21 protein-coding genes and 1 tRNA gene are annotated in these 18,955 nt (G+C 62.7%); 8 read left to right on the top strand and 14 right to left on the bottom strand.

What is annotated here, in order from left to right:
* Positions 1–187 precede the first annotated feature (187 nt).
* Positions 188–2,020, bottom strand: coding sequence for a DNA primase (gene dnaG / locus RMO89_RS07025; protein ID WP_310532084.1), 1,833 nt, complete (start codon positions 2,018–2,020; stop codon positions 188–190).
* Between the two features lie 134 nt (positions 2,021–2,154).
* Here dnaG and RMO89_RS07020 point away from each other — a divergent pair, with 134 nt between their 5' ends.
* Entirely contained in the window at positions 2,155–2,625 is a 471-nt protein-coding gene (locus RMO89_RS07020; RefSeq protein WP_310532082.1) for a nuclear transport factor 2 family protein, read from the top strand.
* An 11-nt stretch (positions 2,626–2,636) separates the two neighbouring features.
* On the opposite strand, the gene RMO89_RS07015 is transcribed toward RMO89_RS07020, so the two are convergent.
* Positions 2,637–3,089, bottom strand: coding sequence for a GatB/YqeY domain-containing protein (locus tag RMO89_RS07015; RefSeq protein WP_310532080.1), 453 nt, complete (start codon positions 3,087–3,089; stop codon positions 2,637–2,639).
* Positions 3,090–3,247: 158 nt separating this feature from the next.
* On the opposite strand from RMO89_RS07015, the gene carA reads away from it, so the two are divergent.
* The 4 genes from carA (at position 3,248) to greA (ending at position 8,713) form a co-directional block, all read left to right on the top strand.
* Positions 3,248–4,414, top strand: coding sequence for a glutamine-hydrolyzing carbamoyl-phosphate synthase small subunit (gene carA / locus RMO89_RS07010; protein ID WP_310532078.1), 1,167 nt, complete (start codon positions 3,248–3,250; stop codon positions 4,412–4,414).
* Positions 4,411–4,791 (top strand): hypothetical protein, encoded by a 381-nt coding sequence (locus RMO89_RS07005; protein WP_310532077.1) that lies wholly within the window; start codon positions 4,411–4,413, stop codon positions 4,789–4,791. The genes carA and RMO89_RS07005 overlap by 4 nt, the downstream gene beginning before the upstream one ends.
* Positions 4,792–4,801: 10 nt before the next feature.
* Positions 4,802–8,128 carry a carbamoyl-phosphate synthase large subunit gene (gene carB / locus RMO89_RS07000; protein ID WP_310532076.1) on the top strand — a complete coding sequence of 1,109 codons (3,327 nt, stop codon included), beginning with the start codon at positions 4,802–4,804 and terminating at the stop codon, positions 8,126–8,128.
* 108 nt (positions 8,129–8,236) lie between these two features.
* Positions 8,237–8,713 carry a transcription elongation factor GreA gene (gene greA, locus RMO89_RS06995; RefSeq protein ID WP_310532075.1) on the top strand — a complete coding sequence of 159 codons (477 nt, stop codon included), beginning with the start codon at positions 8,237–8,239 and terminating at the stop codon, positions 8,711–8,713.
* 95 nt (positions 8,714–8,808) lie between these two features.
* On the opposite strand, the gene RMO89_RS06990 is transcribed toward greA, so the two are convergent.
* From RMO89_RS06990 to RMO89_RS06970, 5 genes are all read right to left on the bottom strand, one after another.
* Complete coding sequence (locus tag RMO89_RS06990; RefSeq protein ID WP_310532074.1) at positions 8,809–9,024, bottom strand: DUF4170 domain-containing protein; 216 nt, start codon at positions 9,022–9,024, stop codon at positions 8,809–8,811.
* 66 nt (positions 9,025–9,090) lie between these two features.
* On the bottom strand, positions 9,091–9,507 hold the full coding sequence (locus RMO89_RS06985; RefSeq protein ID WP_310532073.1) for a hypothetical protein: 417 nt from the start codon (positions 9,505–9,507) through the stop codon (positions 9,091–9,093).
* A 2-nt stretch (positions 9,508–9,509) separates the two neighbouring features.
* Positions 9,510–9,821, bottom strand: coding sequence for a hypothetical protein (locus tag RMO89_RS06980; RefSeq protein WP_310532072.1), 312 nt, complete (start codon positions 9,819–9,821; stop codon positions 9,510–9,512).
* Entirely contained in the window at positions 9,818–10,147 is a 330-nt protein-coding gene (locus tag RMO89_RS06975; protein WP_310532086.1) for a phage holin family protein, read from the bottom strand. The genes RMO89_RS06980 and RMO89_RS06975 overlap by 4 nt, the downstream gene beginning before the upstream one ends.
* Before the next feature lie 69 nt (positions 10,148–10,216).
* A complete protein-coding gene (locus RMO89_RS06970; RefSeq protein WP_310532071.1) occupies positions 10,217–10,804 on the bottom strand; it encodes a hypothetical protein in 588 nt (195 codons plus the stop codon).
* A gap of 180 nt (positions 10,805–10,984) precedes the next feature.
* Between RMO89_RS06970 and eno the strand changes: the two genes are divergently transcribed.
* Positions 10,985–12,271 (top strand): phosphopyruvate hydratase, encoded by a 1,287-nt coding sequence (gene eno / locus RMO89_RS06965; RefSeq protein WP_310532070.1) that lies wholly within the window; start codon positions 10,985–10,987, stop codon positions 12,269–12,271.
* Here the strand turns inward: eno and RMO89_RS06960 are convergent, their stop codons facing one another.
* Entirely contained in the window at positions 12,272–12,835 is a 564-nt protein-coding gene (locus tag RMO89_RS06960) for a MarR family transcriptional regulator (protein ID WP_310532069.1), read from the bottom strand.
* Positions 12,836–12,911: 76 nt separating this feature from the next.
* The gene (locus RMO89_RS06955; RefSeq protein ID WP_310532068.1) at positions 12,912–13,151 is read right to left on the bottom strand and encodes a hypothetical protein; all 240 of its coding nucleotides are present in this window, start codon (positions 13,149–13,151) and stop codon (positions 12,912–12,914) included.
* Between the two features lie 195 nt (positions 13,152–13,346).
* Between RMO89_RS06955 and RMO89_RS06950 the strand changes: the two genes are divergently transcribed.
* A complete protein-coding gene (locus RMO89_RS06950) occupies positions 13,347–15,431 on the top strand; it encodes a M13 family metallopeptidase (RefSeq protein ID WP_310532067.1) in 2,085 nt (694 codons plus the stop codon).
* A 9-nt stretch (positions 15,432–15,440) separates the two neighbouring features.
* On the opposite strand, the gene RMO89_RS06945 is transcribed toward RMO89_RS06950, so the two are convergent.
* The 3 genes from RMO89_RS06945 to RMO89_RS06935 are packed head-to-tail and all read right to left on the bottom strand — an operon-like array spanning position 15,441 to position 17,174.
* Positions 15,441–16,394, bottom strand: coding sequence for an aldo/keto reductase (locus RMO89_RS06945; RefSeq protein ID WP_310532066.1), 954 nt, complete (start codon positions 16,392–16,394; stop codon positions 15,441–15,443).
* Positions 16,387–16,809 carry a 6,7-dimethyl-8-ribityllumazine synthase gene (ribH, locus tag RMO89_RS06940; protein ID WP_310532065.1) on the bottom strand — a complete coding sequence of 141 codons (423 nt, stop codon included), beginning with the start codon at positions 16,807–16,809 and terminating at the stop codon, positions 16,387–16,389. The genes RMO89_RS06945 and ribH overlap by 8 nt, the downstream gene beginning before the upstream one ends.
* Before the next feature lie 8 nt (positions 16,810–16,817).
* Positions 16,818–17,174 (bottom strand): EamA family transporter, encoded by a 357-nt coding sequence (locus RMO89_RS06935; protein WP_310532063.1) that lies wholly within the window; start codon positions 17,172–17,174, stop codon positions 16,818–16,820.
* Positions 17,175–17,257: 83 nt separating this feature from the next.
* Between RMO89_RS06935 and RMO89_RS06930 the strand changes: the two genes are divergently transcribed.
* Positions 17,258–17,647, top strand: coding sequence for a hypothetical protein (locus RMO89_RS06930; RefSeq protein WP_310532062.1), 390 nt, complete (start codon positions 17,258–17,260; stop codon positions 17,645–17,647).
* 17 nt (positions 17,648–17,664) lie between these two features.
* On the opposite strand, the gene RMO89_RS06925 is transcribed toward RMO89_RS06930, so the two are convergent.
* Positions 17,665–18,663 (bottom strand): acyltransferase, encoded by a 999-nt coding sequence (locus RMO89_RS06925; protein WP_310532061.1) that lies wholly within the window; start codon positions 18,661–18,663, stop codon positions 17,665–17,667.
* A 165-nt stretch (positions 18,664–18,828) separates the two neighbouring features.
* Positions 18,829–18,904, bottom strand: a tRNA-Lys gene (locus RMO89_RS06920).
* Between the last annotated feature and the right edge of the window lie 51 nt (positions 18,905–18,955).

The raw sequence follows: 18,955 nt of genomic DNA, 5'->3' as shown, positions 1-18,955 counted from the left end.
GTCTTCGTCCATTTTCCCGCCGTGTTCCTGCGGGGGACTGCCGAAACCGGCGAGTCGCCCCTGATTCTGGGTATCTCGAGCCGGATTATACCGCGTGGTGGCCCCTTGGCACGGCCACCCGGCAAATTCCAGCCCTGTTTAGTGACTTCATGCGCAACTTGCCGAGCATTGACTGCGATGCTGCGCTTCAGCTGCGATTTTGGGCCTTCAATCGATTTTCAAGCTCCTGCTTGCGCTGGCGCAGGCGGGACTGTTCCTCGAAATCGAACCGCTGTGTCGCAGCCTCGATCGCAGCTTCCAGTTCGGGGCCTTCGACCAGCATCACCACAGCCGAATCGAGCGAAGCCAGAGCAGACTGCGGGTCGGCACCGGACCGGGCGAAAGGATATGGAATACCGGCGAAGGACTCATCGGAAGGAGACGTGAGGCCCTTGGCAGCCAATGTGGTGACGAGCGCCGAAGTTTCAAGCGCTTCGCCGTGATCGAGGTGTTCAAGCATGGCGCCGAGCACGCGGGCCTGCTCAGGGTCAGCGATCCGGGCGCGGGCAAGCGCCTCGGCGTGGCGTGCGAGTGCCTGCGGGTAGAGCAGCAGCCCGGCGATCACCGCAGCGCCAAGCCCATCGCGGCGACCAACACCTGTCGCCCGCTCCATCCGTCGCGCCGTTTCGGGTGCGGGCGGCAGCACCGCCGGCTTGCGATCGAAACGCCCCTGACGCCCGGTAAACGGCTGGCGCGGGGGCGGCGGCTGGCGGGCAGGAAAGGCGAACTCGGAAAAGCGCTCGCTCAGTTCGCGGCGGTACAGCGCCTTGATATCCTGGTCGGCAATCGTCTCGACGTGGGCCATCAGCCGCGCCTTAAGACCGGCCTTATCTTCGGGCGTGGACAGCGGAACCGCATCGCGCTCGTTCTCCCACAGCGTTTCGACGAGGCTGCCGGCACTCGCCAGAACCTGTTCAAGCGCGCCAACGCCCTGTTTGCGGATCAGGTCATCGGGATCGAGACCCGTTGGCAAGCGGCAAATACGCAAGGTGTGCGCGGGCCGAAGCATTGGCAGGGCGCGGGTGATCGCGCGCATCGCGGCGCGCTGACCGGCGGAATCGCCATCGAAGCAGAGCACCGGAGCTTCAACCAGGCGCCACAGCATTTCAAGCTGGCGTTCCGTTAGTGCAGTCCCCATCGGCGCCACGGCATCGGCAATGCCCGCCGCAGCCAGAGCAACTACGTCCATCTGCCCCTCGACCACTACGATCCGCCCGCTCTGCCGCGAGGCGGGGCCCGCGCGGTGGAGGTTGAACAGCGTACGCCCCTTGTCGAACAGCGGGGTGTCCGGCGAGTTGAGATACTTGGGCGCGTCCTTCTTGTCGGCATCGAGAATACGCGCAGCAAAACCGATCACCCGTCCGCGCGCATCCTGGATCGGCATGGTCAACCGGTCGCGGAAACGGTCGTAGGGCTCCTTGTCATCGACCGCGATGCGCAGACCCGCCTCTATCAGCATCGCCTCGTCAAACTGGCTCAGTGCGGCCTTGAGCGCCTGCCGCCCGGCCGGAGCAAAACCGAAGCCGAAGCGCTCCATCGTATGGGCATCGAACGCACGCGAATTAAGATAGTCGCGCGCCTTGGTCCCCGCAGGAGTTTCCAGTTGCGCCCGGTACCAGTCCTGCGCCGCCTGCATCACATCATGCAGACCGCTTTGCTTCTCAGCGATCTGGGCGGCGCGCGGATCGGGGGCAGGGACTTCCAGTCCCGCTTCAGACGCCAGCTCCTTCACCGCATCCATGAACGAAAGTCCGCGCTGGTCGGTCATCCAGCGGATGGCATCGCCGTGGGCTCCGCAACCGAAGCAGTGGTAGAACCCCTTCAGGTCATTGACCGTGAAACTCGGGCTCTTTTCGTTGTGGAACGGACAGCAGGCCTTGAACTCATGCCCCGCCTTGGTGAGCCGAGTCGTCCGCCCGATCACCGCTGAAAGCGATATCCGGGCGCGCAGTTCGTCTAGAAAGGCTGGCGAAAGTGCCATGAGGTAAGGGAATAGTCCTTTGGAAATCGTATGATGGTGCGAATGGCGAATCCGTTAGAGCAACACCGCAAATGAGCGTAGCATCACCACGGGTGGCATGGCGAATTCACGCCAAAAACTTTGGGGGAAGCCTGATGAACCGTTCCGTGATCATCGCATGTGTAGCCGCCGGCCTGTTGACTTCAGCCTGTACGAAGGAAGCTCCGCCGGCCGCCGCAATCGTGACCGAAGACGAAGCCGCCAAGCTCGCCGATGCCATGGTGAAAACATGGGAATCGAAGGATGCCGCCCGGATCAAGGCTCTGTACGCGCCGGGTGTCGTCGCGTTCGACTATGCCTATGGCCCGCTGGAAACCGACCGCGCGGTCTTCGACAAGGCGCAGGATGTCTTCGCCGCCGCGCAGATCGACACCGAGGAGCAGATTTCCCGCAAGATCCAGCTGCTCGACGCCGATACCTTTGTCGTGTCAGGCGTGTGGAACGGCACCAGCAAGGCGAAGCCGGAAAACAACGGTCAGGTGCGCTGTACCGATGTTTTCCAGAAGGACGCTACGGCGGGCTGGCTCATCGTTAACGAGCACTGCTCGGTGATGCCCAAGGCATAGAAGCGCCGGGATCAGGCCAGCGCGGCTTTGACCAGCCCGCTGGCCTTGCCCATGTCGAGCTGGGTGCCGTGCGCGGCCTTCAGCGCAGCGACGACCTTGCCCATGTCCTTCATGCCGGCGGCACCGGTATCCGCGATGATCTTGGCAATCGCCGCCTTAGTATCGTCTTCGCTCATCAGCTGGGGCATGAACCCCTCAATCACTTCGAGCTCCGACTTTTCCTGATCGGCCAGTTCCTGGCGGCCGCCCTGTTCGAACATAATGATTGATTCGCGGCGCTGCTTGGCCATCTTCTGCAGCACATCGACAACCAGCACATCGTCATCGGGCACAGTGGCAGCGGTGCGCAGTTCAATGTCCTTGTCCTTCAATTTGGCAAGGATCAGGCGGACAGCGGCGAGGCGGGGCTTGTCGCCGGCCTTCATGGCAGTGACCTGCGCGGACTTGATCGAGTCGCGAAGCATTTTCGTGTGTTTCCTGTGTTTACGGGGTTCGCACCGGGGATAGGAGGCCTCTAACCGGAAATTCGATGCTTTCAAACCTTGACGCACCGCAACATGGGGTCTAGCCGCCGCTCCTTAGCACACATCGCCGGAAACCCACCCACGGAGCGCCTCCAATCATGGCCGACGCCGCCTCTTCGCACGTATCCAAGCCTGACGGCGCAACCGGCGTTCTCGTCCTTGCCGATGGCACCGTTCTGTGGGGCCGCGGCTTCGGCGCAGTTGGCCAGGCAGTGGGCGAAGTCTGCTTCAACACCGCGATGACCGGCTATCAGGAGGTGATGACCGATCCCTCCTATGCGGCGCAGATCGTCACCTTCACTTTCCCGCACATCGGCAACGTCGGCGTCAACGACGAAGATCTTGAAAGCCGTGTCGATGGCGCGGTCGGTTGCGTGGTGCGCGAAGATGTCACGGTGCCAAGCAACTTCCGCAGTCAGGGCACGTTCGGAGAATGGCTGGCGAGCAAGGGCAAGATCGGCCTTTCCGGCATCGATACCCGCGCACTGACTCGCCGCATCCGCATGGCCGGCGCGCCCAATGCCGTGCTCGCGCACGATCCCGATGGCCGGTTCGACATCCCCGCGCTGATCAAGCGCGCGCAGGATTGGCCGGGACTGGAGGGCATGGACCTCGCCAAGATGGTCACGCGCTCTGCGGGCGAGGAATGGGAAGGCGGCGCATGGACGCTGGGCAAGGGCTATGCCCGTAGCCCACGCGATACCCGTCCGCACGTCGTCGCCATCGATTACGGCGCGAAGGACATGATTTTCCGCAATCTGGTGAAGGCCGGCGCGCGGGTTTCCATTGTTCCGGCAACGACCTCGCTTGATGCGATCATGGCGCATAAGCCGGACGGCGTGTTCCTTTCCAACGGTCCGGGCGATCCCGCCGCAACCGGCGAATATGCCGTACCCGTGATCAAGGGACTGCTTGATGCCGACATGCCGATCTTCGGTATCTGCCTTGGCCACCAGATGCTCGGCATCGCGGCCGGCGCGGCGACCACCAAGATGAACCAGGGCCACCGCGGCGCGAACCACCCGGTCAAGCGTCTGGAAGACGGCGTGGTGGAGATAACCTCGATGAACCACGGCTTTGCGGTGGACAACACCTCGCTGCCGGACACGGTCGAGGAGACCCACGTATCGCTGTTCGACGGCTCGAACTGCGGCATCGCGGTGAAGGGAAAGAAGGCGTTCGGCGTGCAATACCACCCCGAAGCCTCGCCGGGTCCGATGGACAGCTTTTACCTGTTTGAACGCTTTGTGGAGATGCTGAAATGAGCCTCACCGACCTTCAGGCCCACGTCTTGGCCTATTACACATCAGGCCACGGCAAGGAGCTCAGCATTACCACGCGCTGGTATCCGCATGCCGAGCTGATCATGATCATCGATGACAAGATCGGCGTTGCCGTGCGCAAGTTCGGTCGCAAGGCCGCGCGGGAAACGCGGGCGGCGGCGACGGAATTTGTCGATACGATGATCGCGCAGGGCGCATGGTCGACACAGGCCAACGATTTCGGCGGCAACATGCACCAGTTTCAGGCGGACAAGTTCGGCGGACTGCTCGCCGCGTTCAACGCTTCTAGCCCGATCGTGCAAGCCGCTGCGGCGAATGACACTTACTGGGCGGACAAATTCGCCGAATTGACAGCCTGACGGAACCCCCATGCCCAAGCGCACAGACATTTCGAAGATCCTGGTCATCGGCGCCGGTCCGATCATCATCGGTCAGGCCTGCGAGTTCGACTATTCGGGCACGCAGGCGATCAAGGCTTTGCGTGAGGAGGGCTACAAGGTCGTCCTAGTCAATTCGAACCCCGCCACGATCATGACCGATCCCGACATGGCCGATGCCACCTATGTCGAACCGATCACCCCCGAAATCGTCACACGCATCATCGAGAAGGAACGCCCCGATGCGGTCCTGCCGACCATGGGCGGCCAGACCGCGCTGAACACTGCGCTGGCGCTGTTCAATGATGGCACGTTGGAAAAGTACGGCGTCAAGATGATCGGCGCCGATGCCGATGCCATCGACAAGGCCGAGGACCGCCAGCGTTTCCGCGAGGCGATGGACAAGATCGGCCTCGAATCAGCACGTTCGGGCGTGGCCCATACGGTCGACGAGGCCTTCGCCGTGCTTGAACGCACCGGTCTGCCCTCGATCATCCGCCCCAGCTTCACGCTTGGCGGCACCGGCGGCGGCGTGGCCTATAACAAGTCCGAGTTCGAGGCGATTGTCCGCTCCGGCCTTGATGCCAGCCCGACCACCGAAGTCCTGATCGAGGAATCGCTGCTCGGCTGGAAAGAGTACGAGATGGAGGTTGTCCGCGACCGCAAGGACAACTGCATCATCATCTGTTCGATCGAGAACGTCGACCCGATGGGCGTCCACACGGGCGATTCGATCACCGTCGCCCCGGCGCTGACGCTGACCGACAAGGAATACCAGATCATGCGCAACGCATCGATCGCGGTCCTGCGGGAAATCGGTGTTGAAACAGGGGGATCGAACGTACAGTTCGCAGTCAACCCGAAGGACGGCCGCCTGATCGTCATCGAGATGAACCCGCGCGTTTCGCGGTCATCGGCGCTGGCATCGAAAGCCACCGGCTTCCCCATCGCCCGCGTCGCCGCCAAGCTGGCGGTTGGTTACACTCTCGACGAGATCACCAACGAGATCACCGGCGCGACCCCGGCAAGCTTTGAACCGACGATCGATTACGTCGTCACCAAGATCCCGCGCTTTGCCTTCGAAAAGTTCAAGGGCGCCGAACCGCTGCTGTCCACCGCGATGAAGTCAGTCGGCGAGGTCATGGCGATTGGCCGCAACTTCAAGGAATCGCTGCAGAAGGCGCTGCGCGGCCTCGAAACCGGGCTCGACGGCTTCAACCGCATGCCGCACCTTGAAGGCACGAGCCGCGACGTCATTACCGCCGCACTGTCGCGCCAGACGCCGGACCGGCTGCTGGTCGTCGGACAGGCCTTCCGCGAAGGCTTCAGCCTTGAAGACATCCAGGCGATCACGCACTTCGATCCCTGGTTCCTGCGCCACATCGAGGAGATCATCGCCGAAGAAGCGGCGATCATGGAAAACGGCCTGCCGAACGACGCCGCGGGCCTGCGCCGCCTGAAAGCCATGGGCTTTTCCGATCACCGCCTTGCCACCTTGGCCGTGCGCTCGGTGCATATTGCCGGCGGGCTGGGTGAGACGATTGCCCCGCGCAAGGGCGGCCTGCTGCACGATGCGGTCAAGGCCATGGCGGGCGCAACCACGGCGCAGGAAGTCTGCCAGCTGCGCCACAAATTGGGCGTGCTGCCGGTATTCAAGCGTATCGACAGCTGCGCCGCCGAGTTCGAGGCGATCACGCCCTACATGTACTCGACTTATGAGGCGCCCAGCTTTGGCGAGCCGGAATGCGAATCCGCGCCGACTGACCGCAAGAAGATCGTCATCCTTGGCGGCGGACCGAACCGCATCGGGCAGGGCATCGAATTCGACTATTGCTGCGTCCACGCCTGTTTCGCGCTGGCTGAGGTCGGCTATGAAACGATCATGATCAACTGCAACCCGGAGACGGTCAGCACCGATTATGACACGTCCGACCGCCTCTATTTCGAACCGCTGACGGCCGAGGACGTGCTGGAAATTCTGCATGTCGAGCAGAAGAACGGAACACTGGTCGGCGTGATCGTCCAGTTCGGCGGCCAGACCCCGCTCAAACTGGCGCAGTCGCTCGAAGACGCCGGTATCCCGATCCTCGGCACGTCACCTGACGCCATCGACCTTGCCGAAGACCGCGAGCGCTTCGCCAAGCTGGTCAACGATCTCGGTCTCAAGCAGCCGGCCAACGGCATTGCCCGCAGCCGCGACGAGGCCGTGGCCGTGGCCGAACGCATCGGTTTCCCCGTGCTCATGCGGCCGAGCTACGTGCTTGGCGGACGGGCGATGGAGATCGTCGATTCGGTCGCCCAGCTTGACGATTACATCACCACCGCCGTGCAGGTTTCGGGCGATAGCCCGGTGCTGATCGACCAGTACCTGCGCGATGCCATCGAATGCGATGTCGATGCGCTGTGTGACGGCGAGCAGGTTGTCGTCGCTGGCGTGCTGCAGCACATCGAAGAAGCCGGCATCCACTCTGGCGACAGCGCCTGCACTCTGCCGCCTTACAGCCTGTCCCCGGAAATCGTCACCGAAATGGAGCGGCAGGCCGAGCTGCTGGCACACGGTCTCAGCGTGCGCGGGTTGATGAACATCCAGTTCGCGGTCAAGGAAGGCGAAGTCTACCTGATCGAAGTGAACCCGCGTGCCTCGCGCACCGTTCCCTTCGTGGCCAAGGCCATCGGTCAGCCAGTCGCCAAGATCGCTGCGCGGGTCATGGCGGGTGAAATGCTCTCGACCTTCCCACCGTTCAAGCGCGATCTCGACTATATGGCGGTCAAGGAAGCTGTGTTCCCGTTTGCCCGCTTCCCCGGCGTAGATCCGGTCCTCTCACCGGAAATGAAGTCTACCGGCGAAGTCATGGGAATAGATCGGGATTTTGCCACGGCATTCGCCAAAAGCCAGCTTGGCGCGGGCGTTTTGCTGCCTGATGGAGGTCTCGTCTTCGTTTCGGTCAAGGACAGCGACAAGCATGTCGTCCTGCCAGCCGTACAAAAGATCATCGCACTCGGCTTCCGCGTCATCGCTACCGGCGGCACCCAGCGCTATCTTGCCGAGGCCGGGCTGCCGGTCGAACTGGTCAATAAGGTGGCCGAAGGGCGCCCGCACATCGTCGACCGCATCGTCGACGGCGATGTCGCGCTGATCTTCAACACGACCGAGGGCTGGCAGAGCCTGAAGGATTCGCAATCGATCCGTATGGCCGCGCTGAAAGGCAAGGTTCCCTACTTCACCACGGCCGCCGCTTCGGTCGCTGCGGTGGAAGCAATCGAGGCATTGCGCGGCGCGCAACTTGAAGTCCGCTCATTGCAGGACTATTATAGCTGAAATCTCGCGCTTACCCCCAACATCGCGACCGGCTCACCTGCTCCCTGCTTGGAGCGGGACGGCAGTTCAGTCTTTGGGGAAGGGCGGGCAACAGGAGGTAGTATACTAATGGCAAGTGTCGAAAAGCTGCCGATGCTGGCGGAGGGCTATGAAAGGCTCATCGTCGAGTTGAAGGCGCTGCGTGAGGAACGCCCCCGGATCGTTGACGCGATCGAGGAAGCCCGCGCCCATGGCGACTTGTCGGAAAACGCGGAATACCACGCCGCGAAGGAACGCCAGGGCCAGGTCGAAGCAAGCATCGGCGATCTCGAAGATCGCGTCAGCCGCGCGCAGATCATCGATCCGACGACGCTTTCGGGCGACCGGATCATTTTCGGCGCCACGGTCACGCTGCTCGATGATGATGACAAGCCGGTGCGCTATCAGATCGTCGGCCCCTATGAGGCGGACGCCAAGGTTGGCCGCATCAGCTACAATTCGCCGCTTGGCCGCGCCCTGATCGGCCGCCGCGTCGAAGACGAAATCGAAGTCACGGTGCCTGCCGGTGACCGTTCGTATCTGGTGAAGAAGATCGAATTCATCTGACACATCGTCGGCGCAACGCGCTGCTCGCCAAAACGCAGAAAGGGTGGCCGGAACGAACCGACCACCCTTTTTCGTTGCCTGTCAGATCAGCCTGCTCAGTTCAGGTCAGGCTGCAACAGCCGGTGCAAGTGAACGATGACATATTTCATTTCAGCATCGTCAACTGTGCGCTGAGCGCTACCACGCCAGGCTTCTTCAGCCTCAGCGTAGGAATCGTAGATGCCGACCAGGTCCATCTTTTCAAGATCGGTGAATTCCAGACCTTGCGGATCACTGACCCGGCCGCCCATCACTAAGTGAAGTTTCTGCATGTCATTGTATCTTTCCGGGGGAGTGGAAAGCGGGCCGCATAGCGCCGTATCACGTGAAAGCCAAGGTCAGCGGCGCAATTTCGCTACCATTTTGATGGCTTCGCGCGCAGCTTTAATACCCATGTCCCGCGAGGTGCTGGCTACCTTGCGCGTGCCGGCCTGCGCACGGGCGCCCAATTCGACAACCTTCTCGCGCCCGTCGCTGCTGACGTCACCCAGCCTTTGCGTGGCTTGTGCCGAATAGCTGCGGCCCAGCTCGCCCGCCATAAGCGCGCCGGTGAGTAACCCTTTGCCGACCTTGCGGCCAATCCCGCGCGGCAGAAGCACGCCGGCCAGCAGGCCGATAACCACACCGCCGCCGATCAGCGCAATGGGATAGTCGCGGGCAAGATCGGTGTAGGTTTCAGGGGGATCGCGATCAGGCACCTTGGCAAGGGCCGAAGGAGCAACCGGTTCGTTACTGCCTGCCGTGGATTCGTTCACGTTCAAAATTCCTTATCCATCCGCGCCTTCAGCTTCGACCACCAGCGCCCGCCGAGCGACAGGATCGGGCGTCGGGCCAGCCACAGGCCAAGCAGCGCACCTGCGCCGGCAATCACGCCTTTTGAATCGTTGGCAACTTCGCCAAGATCGTGAGCGGCGCCCTTCACCTTGCCGGTAATCCGTTCGCCGACACGTTCGCCAAGGCCCTTTTCGGCATAGTCGCCTTTCAGCGAGCTGAACCTGCCAAGCAGCCGGTTGCGCGCCGAGTTGCGCGCATCGCGCGCCAAATCGACCTTGGGCGGCGTTTCACTCACGGCCGGATCCCGTCGTCATCGGAAATCGCTGCCAAAGTCCGCGTCCAGCGCGCCTTCGCCATCAGGACGAGGATCAGCGCGATGAGGAAAAGGCCGCCAGCAACGATCGCCGTGGCGCCCCAAGCCGTGACGATCGGGGCCAGCGCCATCAGCAGGCCGACAACGAGCGCGCCGAGCCCGAAAACGGCGACCGTGAAAGCGATGACCCCCAGCAGGGCGACGTCCCTCAGACCCTTGGCGGCCACGCCAGCGCGGACTCGCTGGAAAGCGAATTCCGCTTCGGCATAGGCGCGCGCATCACCGCCAAGCTGCTTGAGCTCGTCGATCAGGAACGGGTCTTCGGGTGGCGCGTCGTCCAGAAGGGACTCCCTTGCGTCAGGTAACAGGGGTGCGCGTCAGCTGTCGTTGTTCGACGAACCACGGAACATGCGGGCGAAGAAGAAGCCAGCAACTGCGGCAATGCCCACTGCAAGGCCCGGGCTCTTCTTGACGAATTCCTTGGCATCGGTGCCAAGTTCGCCAAGGTCCTTGGCTTCGAGCTTGGCCGCGCCTTCCTGCATGGTGCGGGCGGCGGTGCGGGCATAGTCGCCGTACTTGGCTCCCAGCTTCTCGTCGATGGTCGTCGCGCTGTCGGCCACGATCTGGCCAAGGCCGGAGATGGCCTCGCTCGCCTTGCTCTTGCCTTCGCGGGCGAGCTCGGCGGCCTTTTCCTTGGCCTGAACGCCGTATTCCTTGGCATCACCAAGGAGCGCTTCGCTCTGAGTCGTGGCCTTCTGGCGGTATTCGCCAGCCTTGTCCTGCGCCTGACTGGTGAGCGCTTGAACGCCGGCCTTGGCTTCTTCGATGGCCTTGGCAAACTTTTCCTTGGCCTCGCTTCCGGCGGCTGGTGTCTTCGGTGCAGCCTTGGAAGCTGCCGGCTTCCTGGCAGCCGGCTTCTTCGGGGCGGCCGGGGTCTTGGCGCTGGTGGCGGGGGTCTTGGCCATGAATCGGGTTCCTTTGCCTCTTGGTGGCGTGTGTATCGATAAATGGGAACGTTTCATATGCAGTCAAGTTCCTTTGACCCGGGTTTGCTGCAATGCAACTTGCCTGCCGGACTGCTGGTGCTAAGGGGTCGGCAAAACAAGCCGCCACGGCCCCCGTCCCATGCAGGAGTTACTGACGCCATGACCGCCATCATTGACATTCACGGACGTGAAATTCTCGACAGCCGCGGCAACCCCACGGTGGAAGTTGATGTGCTGCTTGATGACGGCTCATTTGGCCGCGCTGCCGTACCCTCGGGTGCTTCGACTGGCGCGCACGAGGCGGTGGAACTGCGCGATGGTGACAAGGACCGTTACCTCGGCAAGGGCGTGCTCAAGGCTGTCGACGCCGTAAACGGCGAGATCGCCGACATGCTGCTCGGCCTCGATGCCGAAGACCAGCGCGATATCGATCTTGCCATGATCGATCTCGACGGCACCGAGAACAAGGCACGTCTGGGTGCCAACGCCATCCTCGGCACCTCGCTCGCCGTGGCCAAGGCGGCTGCGAACGCGCGCGGCCTGCCGCTCTATTCCTACATCGGCGGCGTTTCGGCGCATGTCCTGCCGGTGCCGATGATGAACATCATCAACGGCGGCGAACATGCCGACAATCCGATCGACTTCCAGGAATTCATGATCATGCCGGTCGGCGCGGATTCGCTGGCCGAGGCCGTGCGCTGGGGCGCGGAAGTGTTCCACACGCTGAAGAAGGGGCTCCATGAAAAGGGCCTCGCCACCGCCGTGGGCGACGAAGGCGGCTGTGCGCCTAACCTTGCCTCCACTCGTGACGCGCTCGACTTCATCATGGCCTCGATCGAGAAGGCGGGCTTCAAGGCCGGCACCGACATCATGCTCGCGCTCGACTGCGCGGCGACCGAGTTCTTCAAGAACGGCAAGTACGAGATCTCCGGCGAGGGCCTGAGCCTCAGCCCGGTTCAGATGGCGGACTATCTGGCCGATCTGACCACCTCCTATCCGATCATCTCGATCGAGGACGGTATGAGCGAGGACGATTTCGAGGGCTGGAAGGCGCTGACCGACAAGATCGGCAGCAAGGTTCAGCTGGTCGGAGACGATCTGTTCGTCACCAACCCCAAGCGCCTCGAAATGGGCATTGGCATGGGGCTGGCGAACTCGCTTCTGGTCAAGGTCAACCAGATCGGCTCGCTGACGGAAACGCTTGAAGCGGTGTCGATCGCCAACCGCAACGGCTATACCGCCGTCATGTCGCACCGTTCGGGTGAGACCGAGGACGCGACCATCGCCGATCTCGCGGTCGCTACCAATTGCGGACAGATCAAGACCGGCTCGCTCGCGCGGTCGGACCGGCTGGCCAAGTACAACCAGCTTATCCGCATCGAGGAAGAGCTGGGCGGGGCTGCGGTCTATGCCGGTGCTTCGGCGTTCGGACGCATCTCTGTCTGATCAACTGCCGACGATCAAGGGAAGGCGCGGCTCGTTGCTGCGCATATCCTGTGATGCACGTGCGAAATAGGCAGACATCGCCGTTTGTGCGCGCGGAGTCAGTCGCACGAAAATGCGGCGGGCGTCGCTGCTGTCAGCCTCGCGCTCAACCAGTTCGCGCGATTCGAGGATGGTGAGCCAGCGGAGCGCCGTCGTGGTGGGAACGGCGGCGCCAATGCAGGCGCTGGTAACCGGTACGCGCTTGCCTTCGCAGGCATTGATAAACAGGTCGAGCAGCAGGTCCCATGCCGGTTCACCGAACAGATCGGTGCCGGAGAAATACTGGTTGCGAAGCCGCCGGGCGCGATAGGCATTTCGCGCCAGTTCTCCCAAAACGCGGCGATCCGTGGGCATGGCCGCTTCATCGTGTGAGCCATTGGTTGCGGCCGGGGCAGGGCGCCCCTCCAGTTCCCGGGCCAGGGCCAGCAGATCACCGGCCATCGCGATCAGTCGCTGCGCGTGACTGCGCATCCCGGCGACTGTTTCGCCTTCGGCAAATTCAACGCGATGCAGCAACGTGCCCATGCTGGTGAAGGCCCCTGATAACCGCCCCTGCAACAGTGAAGTTGCGGGAAAGGCGGCATTTCCTTGAGCTGGCCTATCAGGAACCTGAGGGCATTAGTTCGAGAGCTTGCTCGGGATTGGACCTAGTTACATCCAGATCAAACATGTCCCGCAAGGCATCGATGGCGCGCGACACGTGGGCAGCGGCCAGATCGGCACCGGCGCTATCCAGCAAAACCAACGCATGTTCGAGCTTTTCGAGCGCATGATGCCCGTTAAGCGCCTGTTCGAGCAGGGCCACGGGATCGACAGAATCTGGCAATGAATTTTGGTCCATCGTGGTGATATTTCCTTCCGATCAAGATCGGGCTGAACTTGGCAAGGCGTCTCCGGTCGAAATTCCTTTCGCTTAATGCCGCAAATCTCTCGACGAACGGTTGTAGCGCAGCCTCGCAACAATCCTTATTGAGCAGGGTTATGGATTGGCTGGCGCCAAGCCGGACTTCACGGACTGCCAAAGGGACACAATGCCATGAACCGTACCGGATTTGCTGCGGCCCTGCTGCTTGGCGTCGCAAGCCTGTCATTGAGCGTGGCTGGCTGCACTTCTTCCGACAAGCAGGCCGCCGCCCGCTCGGCCGGCACGGCGCTGGGCATCGAAACTGCCTCGATGGACAAGACGGTGAAGCCGGGCGACGATTTCTACGCCTATGCCAATGGCGGCTGGATGAAGAGCGCGGTGATCCCGGACGACCGCTCGAACATCGGCGGCTTCACCATCGCGCGGGATGAGACCGAACGCCAATTGGGCGAGCTGATTCAGTCGATCGTCGCCGGAAGCCCTGCGCCTGATAGTGATGCCGGCCGGATCAAGTCACTCTACAGCGCCTATCTCGATACCAAGACGATCGAGGCTGCCGGCCTTGAACCACTCAAGCAGGATCTGGCGCGTTTTGCCGCGATCAACGACGTGAACAGCCTGTCGCGCGTGCTGGGCGAGCAGGTGCGCGCCGATGTTGATCCTCTGAATTCAACCGACTTCCAGACCACCAACCTGTTCGGCCTGTTCGTTACGCAGGCGCTGAACGGCAGCGAGGTGATGCCTTACCTCCTGCAGGGCGGCCTGGGCATGCCGGAGCGGGAATATTATCTGTCAGCAGACGCCAAGATGGCAGATCTGCGGACCAAGTACCGCGCCTATATTGCTGGCGTGTTCGAGCGGGCTGGAATGACTGATCCTCAGGCACGTGCGGACCGCGTGATGGCGCTCGAAATGAAGATCGCCCAGGCTCATGCGAGCCGCGAACAGAGCGAGGATTTCCAGAATTCCGCCATCGAATGGGCGCGTGATGACTTTGCCCGCAAGGCGCCGGGCATCGATTGGGACGCCTTCATGACGGGCATGAACCTGCCCCGGCAGAAGCGTTTCTCTGCCTATCATGCCGCAGCGATCTCCCGGCTTTCGGCGCTGGTGGCGAGCGAGCCGCTGGAATCGTGGAAAGACTGGTTGGCGCTCCACCAGATCAGCACTCACGCCGATGTATTGCCGGCAACGTTCGATACCTGGAATTTCGAATTCTTCGGCAAGGCATTGCAGGGCACCAAGGTCCCGCGCACGCGTGAAAAGCGGGCGCTGGCGGCTGTGAACCTCCATCTCGGCGATGGGCTGGGCAAACTTTATGTCGAGAAGTACTTCCCGGCATCCGAGAAGGCCGAGATCGAAGGCATGGTCGGCGAGATCAAGGGCGCTTTCGCCCGCCGCATCGAATCGCTCGATTGGATGGCCGATTCGACCCGCAAGGAAGCGGTCGAGAAGGTGCGCACCATCGAAGTCGGCGTCGGCTATCCCGATATTTGGCGAAATTACGCCGGCTATGATCCCAAACCCGGCTCGGCCTATGCCAACGTAGTCGCTGGTGAAAAGCTGCGCACCGCGCAGGAACTGGCAAAGATCGGCAAGCCGATGGACCGCCGCGAATGGTGGATGAACGCGCAGCTGGTAAATGCGGTCAATCTGCCGGTGCAGAATGCATTGAACTTCCCAGCCGCCATCCTGCAACGCCCGTTCTTCGATCCCAAGGCTGATGCCGCCTATAACTACGGCGCAATCGGAGCCGTTATCGGCCACGAAATCAGCCACAGCTTTGACAACAACGGCGCTGCCTTCGATGCAACGGGCAAGCTGCGCAACTGGTGGACGCCAAAGGACCTTGCCCGCTTCGGACAAGCCGGCAAGGCGCTGGCCAACCAGTACGACACCTATAAGCCGTTCCCGGACCTGAGCATCAACGGTAAGTTGACGCTGGGTGAGAACATCGCCGACGTCGCCGGGCTGGCCGCCGCGCTCGACGCCTATCATGCGTCATTGAAGGGCAAGCAGGCGCCAGTAATTGAGGGCTATACTGGCGACCAGCGGTTCTTCATCGCCTATGCCCAGTCGTGGGCGACCAAGATGCGCGAAGAGGCCTTGCGCGGCCGGGTAGCCACCGATGGTCACGCGCCGGGCCAGTACCGTGCGCTGACGGTCCGCAACATCGACGCATGGTACCGCGCGTTTGACGTACAACCGGGCGAGAAACTGTACCTGCCGCCTGAAAAGCGCGTGAAGATCTGGTAAGCGCGCCTTTCAGCCAGGCAGATTGCCGACGCCATCGATGCTGACGGCATCGAGGCGCGTGAGCTGCTCTTCAGTCAATTCAACCTGCGTGAAAACGCATAGCTCAGCCACTTGCGCCGGGCTGGTTGCGCTGGCGATCGGAGCCCAAACGCCGGGACGGGTTGCCAACCAGACGAGCGCGACTTGTCCCATCGTCGCTTTCGCCTCTGCGGCGACTTCGCGAAGCACGGGCAGGGCTTGCCAACCCGCCGCGCTGGCGAACTGGCGGGCGTTCTCTCCGCGCATTCCGGTGAAGTCAGCGTCGGACGCATATTTGCCGGTGAGGAAGCCGGCACCGAGGCCGTAATAGGGCAGCACCGCGATGTCCTGTTCGACCGCTAGTCGTTCCAGATCAGCCGGATACTCGTTGCGCCACACGAGGTTGTAGCCCGGCTGCAGCACAGTGAACCGCGGCGTTCCGGCAGCGGCAGCGGCGGCGTTGAACGCGGCCAAACGTGTGGGTTCGGTGTTGGACAGGCCCAGCTCGCGAACCTTTCCGGCTGCTAGGAGCGCCGCGTAAACGCCCGCGACGTCTTCTGGCGAAGTTACCTGATCGTCCCGGTGGACGTAATAGAGATCGATGTAATCACTACGCAGCCGTTCGAGCGATCCTTCACACGCAGCCTTCACGCGCTCTGGAGCCAGAGCACCAGGTGCGCCGCCAAGGCCGGTCTTCGTCGCGATCCGCATGTCTGCGCGTACACCGCGCAGTTCCATCCATTCGCCGATGATCGTCTCGCTCTCGCCACCCTTGTTGCCCGGAACCCAGGCGGAGTAGATCTCCGCGGTGTCGATGGCCCTGCCGCCCGCCTCGTAAAAGGCGTCGAGCACGGCAAAGCTGGCGTCGCGATCGATCGTCCAGCCAAACGGATTTCCGCCGAGGACCAGCGGAATCCCGCCGAGGCCGGGTTGCGCGTCAAGCACCGAACTTCTCGCGCAGCGCGAGCAGGGCCATGGCGGCCTCTGCGGCCTCTCCGCCCTTGTTCTTCTGCTTGGGATCGGCGCGGACCAGTGCCTGCGCCTCGTTCTCGACTGTCAAAATGCCGTTGCCGATCGCTACTCCGTCCATGGTCAGCGCCATGATGCCGCGCGCGCTTTCGCCTGCGACGATTTCGAAGTGATAGGTCTCGCCGCGAATGACCACGCCGATGCCGACATAGCCGTCATATTCGCCCGACTGGTCGGCCAGCGCGATAGCGCCCGGAATTTCGAGAGCGCCGGGGACGGTGATGACGTCCGCCTTGTGCCCGGCGGCCTTGATCGCGGCGCGCGCACCTTCGACCAGCATGTCGTTGAGGTGATCATAGAAACGGGCTTCGACGATGAGAAACTTGGCCATGACAACTCCTAGCTTGCCGTCCAGAGCGCCACCATGGCGCCCCCGGCAAGGATCAGCAGCGCCCCGATGGCGCGGCGCATGTCGAGCGCTTCCTTGAGCATCGCGCCGCCAAGCACAAGCCCGATCAGCACGCTCGTCTCGCGAAGGGCGGCAACCGCACCGACCGGGGCCAGGCGAAAGGCGAACAGTGCAGGGACAAAAGCAACGAGTGCAAGCACACCCGCCTTGATGCCGATCGCCGGTTCGCGGCGCAGGGCCGGGAGGAGTCGCCCGCCATCTCGCATGGCCAGCAGTGCAGGCATGGTGAAGCCATCGGCGACGTAGAACCATGCGATGAAGTGCAGGGCACTCTCCGCCTCGCGCACGCCCTTGGCATCGATGATCGAATAGGCGTGGTCAGCAGCCCCGTTGCTGCCGCGACCAGCGCCCCGCGCCGGCTGATCGATCCGTGCCGCACGAGCGTGAGGATACCGGCGCAGAGCATCGCCACGCCGGCCATGACTTCAACCGCCGGCTGGTCCCGCAGGACGATCACCCCGAACAGCAGCGTGAACAGTGGCGCGGTGCCGCGCGCCAGCGGATAGGCGATCGAGAAATCGCTCAACCGGTAGGAGTGGATCAGCGCCCACTGATAGGTCGCATGGATCAGTGCCGCACTGACGATCCACGGCATCAGCGCGGCAGGCGGCGTGCCGAAATGGATGGCCAATGGCAAGAAGGCGGCGAGGCCAATCAGCCGGATCCACGCCTGAACCGCGAGCTTGTCCTGACCGACCTTGAGATAGGCATGAGCAAAGGCCGTCGCCACAGCCGAAACCAGCGCGAGGGCTATGCCTAGCTGCGCGCCGGTGAGCATCACGCCCGGCGCCTGCGCCGTTTCCATGCTGCCGACAGGACGACGACCAGTCCCGCCCCCGCAACACACCCGGCAATCGCGGTGGCGGGAGGGGCTCCCGCGGCCCTGAACCAGTAGAGCAGGGGATAATGGATCGCATAGAGCGGGAAAGACAGCTCGCCCAGCGCCGCCGAAATCCTGTGACCTCCTCGCAGGGCGATCCCACTGATCAGGATCGGAACACAAAGCAGTCCGACAAAAATAACATCAGGCAGCCAATTGTACCCGTCGCTGCGATCTGGAATGGCGAACCACAACGGCATGGCGACCAGCGCGAAGACCCCTGCGACGGGCGAAACCTTGCGCTCGCCCCACAGCCGCCAGATCACCACGCCCAGCGCATAGGCCGTCGCCACCCGGGCGAGCCCTTCGCCCATATCTCCATTGCGCGAACCGATGTCGAGGTGGCCATGCACCCAAGCAGCGCTGACCAGCCAAGCGAAACTGACTGCGGCCAGCAGAGCGATAAACGGAGTTCGCACACGCCAGAGCACCGCGTGCGCCGCATTGGCAACCAGTTCGAAAAAGATCGACCATGCGGGCACGTTGAGTGCGAAATAGTTCCCCGACCACGGGCTCGGCAGGAGCAGCAGGTTCACCGCCGCGACCTGCCACAGCACGAGATCCTGCCCGCGCGTCCCCTCGGCCAGAAACGGCAGGAACAGCACGCCGCCCAGCGCCATCGTCGGCCACAACCGCTTGTAGCGTGCGGCAAAGAACCTGAGCCCGGACATGCCGGCGCGCAGGCGCGGTTCATAGGTCCGCGCCATGACGTAACCGGACAGCATGAAGAAGAAGTCGACCGCCAGATAACCACGCGGGAAAATGTCGGGAAATTCGGGCATCAGCACGTGGGCGTGCATGATAACCACTGCCAGCGCCGCAATGCCGCGCAGGGCATCGAGCCCGTGCAGGCGCTCGCTGGCTGTTGTCGGGCGGGGAGCGGTCGCCGGGGTCACCAAGGCCCCATAAGACGCTTTTGGATTGCGGACTAGTAGGCGAACCCTTCGCAATCCACCGCCAAGGCGAGTGCCTCGGCACACACCGGCTGCGAACGCTTGGCATGCGCCTTGCCGATCAGCACCAGCGCCGGGGTGGCAAACTGAATAGGAAGGGGGGGAGGGTGGTGGACGCACTTGGGCTCGAACCAAGGACCCGCTGATTAAGAGTCAGCTGCTCTACCAACTGAGCTATGCGTCCACACGGGCGGTAAGTTCCGCGGGGTCCCGAATCTCGGGAGCGCCCCCTATA

Source organism: Novosphingobium sp. (genome assembly GCF_031424035.1).
Classification (GTDB): domain Bacteria; phylum Pseudomonadota; class Alphaproteobacteria; order Sphingomonadales; family Sphingomonadaceae; genus Novosphingobium.
The sequence above is the reverse complement of the archived record's forward strand: the minus strand, read 5'-3'. Positions and strand labels throughout refer to the sequence as shown.